The sequence below is a fragment of the Streptomyces spongiae genome (genome assembly GCF_009377185.1).
Lineage (GTDB): Bacteria > Actinomycetota > Actinomycetes > Streptomycetales > Streptomycetaceae > Streptomyces > Streptomyces spongiae.
Genome location: NZ_VJZC01000784.1, coordinates 1 through 3,798 on the forward strand (window position 1 = coordinate 1; position 3,798 = coordinate 3,798).

Genomic DNA, 3,798 nt, shown 5'->3' on the forward strand with positions numbered 1-3,798 from the left:
CCCCCATCCCCGCGCCGCCCGAAGAACCGCTCGCCCCACCCAACGACCACCACCGGCAGAGGTCACCCATTCGACACAGGAAACTCCGTTCCCCCCACATGAGGTCGCACGTGTCCCAGCCCGAACACACACTCGAATGCGCCACGACATGCCCTTGCGCAGATGATCGCCACCTGTCCGCAACCCCCGTTCCGGACACGGCCCGGCGGCTCCCCGAGGCGGAGCGCCGGCTGAGCCTGCGGGAGCGCAAGAAGCTCAAGACACGCACCGCGATCAGGGACGCCACCTACCGGCTGATCAAGGAGCAGGGGTACGAGACGACGACCGTCGAGCAGATCGCCGAGGAGGCCGAGGTCTCTCCCAGCACCGTCTTCCGGTACTTCCCCACCAAGGAGGACATCGTCCTCACCGCCGAGTACGACCCCCTGATGGAGGACCTGCTGCGGTCGCGCCCGGCGGACGAGCCGGTGCTGGAGTCCCTGCGGTGGTCGATCCGGCAGTCGCTGGCCCTGGCGGTCGCCGACACCCCGGACTTCGAGGACAACGAGATGAGGATCCGCCTCGGACTGATGGCCTCCGTCCCCGCCCTGCGCTCGCGGATGATGGAGACCATGTCCGTCACGGGCGGCCTGCTGTGCCGGGCACTCGCGGAGCGCACGGGACGCGACGAGGACGATCTCGAGGTACGGGTCTACGCGATGGGACTGATGGGCGCGCTCCTCGAAGCGATGATCTACTGGGCCGAGCACGACTATCAGGACGACCTGATGGACGTGGTCGACCGCACCCTGGCCACCTTCCAGAACCTCCCGAGGACATCCTGACCCGGTGAACGGACCTGAGATCCACGTCGAATTCGCCCCCGAGCTGGGACTCTTCCTCCCCCAGAGGCGGCGGACGGGCGCCACGAAGGTCGTCACCGACGGCGTCTCGACGCTCGGCCACGTCATCGAGTCACTGGGCGCCCCGCTGACGGAGGTCGGCGCGCTGGTGGCCGACGGCCGTGCGGTACCCGTCTCCCACGTGCCCGTCGCCGGCGAGACCATTGAAGTACGGCCCGTCACCCGCCCCCAGCGCGTACCCGGCGCCCCGCTCCGCTTCCTCCTCGACGTCCACCTCGGCACCCTCGCCCGCCGGCTGCGCCTCCTCGGCGTCGACACGGCCTACGAGTCCACCGACATCGGCGACCCCGCCCTCGCGGCACGCTCCGCCGCCGAGCGGCGGGTCATGCTCAGCCGGGACCGGGGGCTGCTGCGGCGCCGCGAGCTGTGGGCGGGCGCGTTCGTGTACAGCACGCGGCCGGACGAGCAACTCCAGGACGTACTCGACCGGTTCGCGCCCGAGCTGCGGCCCTGGACGCGGTGCACCGCCTGCAACGGGCTCCTCAAGGATGCGGCGAAGGACGACGTCGTCGATCAGCTGGAGGGCGGCACACAGCGGTCGTACGACGTGTTCGCGCAGTGCGAGGAGTGCGGGCGGGCGTACTGGAAGGGCGCGCACCATGATCGGCTGGAGGCGATCGTGGAGCACGCGGTTGCGCTCCGCTCGAAGCGCCGTTGAGGTGAGCCGCGTCGGAGTCTGCGGGTTCGTGGTGGCTGGTCGCGCCGTTCCCCGCGCCCCTATCGGGGCGCGGCCCCCCTCGGCCGGCTAGCCGCCCAGCGCCGCCCGGAGGCGGTCCTCGTCCGTCGTCGGGGCGTCGCAGGTGAAGTTGCGGCAGACGTACGCGGTCGGTTCGCCGCCGACGAGCGGACGGTCGGCCAGCAGCGGCAGTTCGTCACTGTCAGCGGTCCCCACGGCGACGACCGCGCCCGGCGCGGTGCCCAGAAGTGCCGTACGGTGCAAGGCCCTTGTCCCGGGATGGTCGGCGACCGGTCCGACGACGGCGACCTCACGCGGCCCGTCGAGCAGCGCCTCGGCGGTGGCGAGCCCCCACCCGAGGAAGCGCGGCGCACGCGGCCCCAGGGCCTTCACCACACCCAACGCCCGCTCGGCGGCGGTGCGATGGGGTTCGGAGCCGGTGTGCGCCGCATACCCGAGCAGCGCCCCGGCGGCCGCGCTCCACCCGGACGGGGTCGCGTTGTCCGTGGGGTCCTGCGGCCGCCGGATGAGCCGCTCGGCGTCAACGGCCGTGTCGTACAGGGCACCCGACTTCTCGTCGGTGAACGAGGTCAGCACATGGTCGAGCAGGAACCCGGCGAACTCGAGCCAGACACCCTCTCCGGTGACGGAAGCCAGCGCGAGGAACCCCTCGGCGACATCGGCGTAGTCCTCCAACACGCCCGCGTTGCCCCCGACATGCCCGTCCTTGCTGGTCCGGGAGAGCCGCGCCTGGTCGTCGAGGTGCAGCCGTACGAGGAGATCGGCGGCCGCGAGCGCTGCCTCGACGAGGTCGGGCCGCTCGAAGTACGCGCCGGTCTCGGCGAGCGCGGCGACCGCGAGCCCGTTCCAGGCGGCGACCACCTTGTCGTCGCGGCCGGGCGCGGGGCGCGCGGAACGCGCGTCGAGGAGGCGCCGCCTGATGGACTCGACGCGCTCGGCATCGAAGACACCTTCGTGCTGCGGGAGTTGGAGGACGGACTGCCCGTGCTCGAAGGTGCCCTCGTCGGTGACGCCGAAGTGGTGGGCGGCGAGCCGGGCGTCGTCCTCTCCGAGGACCTCGGCCAACTGCTGCGGGGTCCACACGTAGTAGGCACCCTCGACATGCTTACCGCTGCCGTCGTCGCTGTCGGCGTCCAGCGCCGAAGCGAACCCTCCTTCGCTGGTCCGCAGCTCGCGCACCATGAAGTCGGCGGTCTCCAGGGCGACACGGCGGGCGAGCTCGGAGCCGGTGGCACGCCAGAGGTGGGCGTACGCACGACAGAGCAGGGCGTTGTCGTAGAGCATCTTCTCGAAGTGCGGCACGACCCAGTCCCGGTCGACCGAGTACCGGGCGAACCCGCCCCCGAGCTGGTCGTAGATGCCACCGCGGGCCATCCGCTCACACGTGTCCTGCGCCATCTGCAGGGCGCCCTCGGACCCGGTGCGGGCGTGGTGCCGCAGCAGGAACTCGATGACCATGGACGGCGGGAACTTGGGCGCCCCGGCGAATCCGCCGCGCTGCGCGTCGTACTCCCGGGTCAGCCCGAGCAGCGCCTGCGCGACCTCCTCCTCCCCCGGCACGTCCATGGCGCCGAACTTCAGCTCCCGGTCCGCCAGGTCCCGCACGATCTTCCCCGCGACCTCGGCGACCTCGTCCCTCCGGTCGGTCCACGCGGCCCGCACGCCCTCCAGGACCTGACGGAAGGAGGGCATGCCGTGGCGGGGGGCGGGTGGGAAGTAGGTGCCGAAGTAGAAGGGCTCGGCGTCGGGCGTGAGGAACACGGTCATGGGCCAGCCGCCCTGGCCGGTGGCGGCCTGCACGGCCTCCATGTAGACGGCGTCGACGTCGGGGCGTTCTTCTCGGTCGACCTTGACACTCACGAAGTGTGCGTTGAGGTACTCGGCGGTCTGGGCGTCCTCGAACGACTCGTGCGCCATGACGTGGCACCAGTGGCACGAGCTGTACCCGACGCTGAGCAGCACCGGCACGCCGCGCTGCCGCGCCTCCTCGAACGCCTCGGTCGACCAGGGCCACCAGTCGACGGGGTTCTCGGCGTGCTGGAGGAGATAGGGGGACGTCTCGTGGGCCAGTCGGTTCGCCATGGGGTCCATCATTCCGCAGTACCCGGATCACGCAGGACCCCGCGGGTGTCGGGCGCCGAGTCGGGGCTTTTTCTCCGCCCCCGCCGCCCCTACCCGTCCCATCACTGGGGGCTGCGC

General features: G+C 71.5%; 3 protein-coding genes. 2 read left to right on the plus strand and 1 reads right to left on the minus strand.

Annotated features, from left to right (window positions below; all coding sequences use genetic code 11):
* Positions 1-173 precede the first annotated feature (173 nt).
* Together FNH08_RS46675 and FNH08_RS46680 are read left to right on the plus strand one after the other, a co-directional pair.
* On the plus strand, positions 174-824 hold the full coding sequence (locus tag FNH08_RS46675) for a TetR/AcrR family transcriptional regulator (protein WP_407704592.1): 651 nt from the start codon (positions 174-176) through the stop codon (positions 822-824).
* 4 nt (positions 825-828) lie between these two features.
* Positions 829-1,560: a Mut7-C RNAse domain-containing protein gene (locus tag FNH08_RS46680; protein ID WP_322726547.1), complete on the plus strand. Its 732-nt coding sequence runs from the start codon at positions 829-831 to the stop codon at positions 1,558-1,560.
* An 87-nt stretch (positions 1,561-1,647) separates the two neighbouring features.
* Here the strand turns inward: FNH08_RS46680 and FNH08_RS46685 are convergent, their stop codons facing one another.
* Entirely contained in the window at positions 1,648-3,681 is a 2,034-nt protein-coding gene (locus FNH08_RS46685; RefSeq protein WP_152777869.1) for a thioredoxin domain-containing protein, read from the minus strand.
* Between the last annotated feature and the right edge of the window lie 117 nt (positions 3,682-3,798).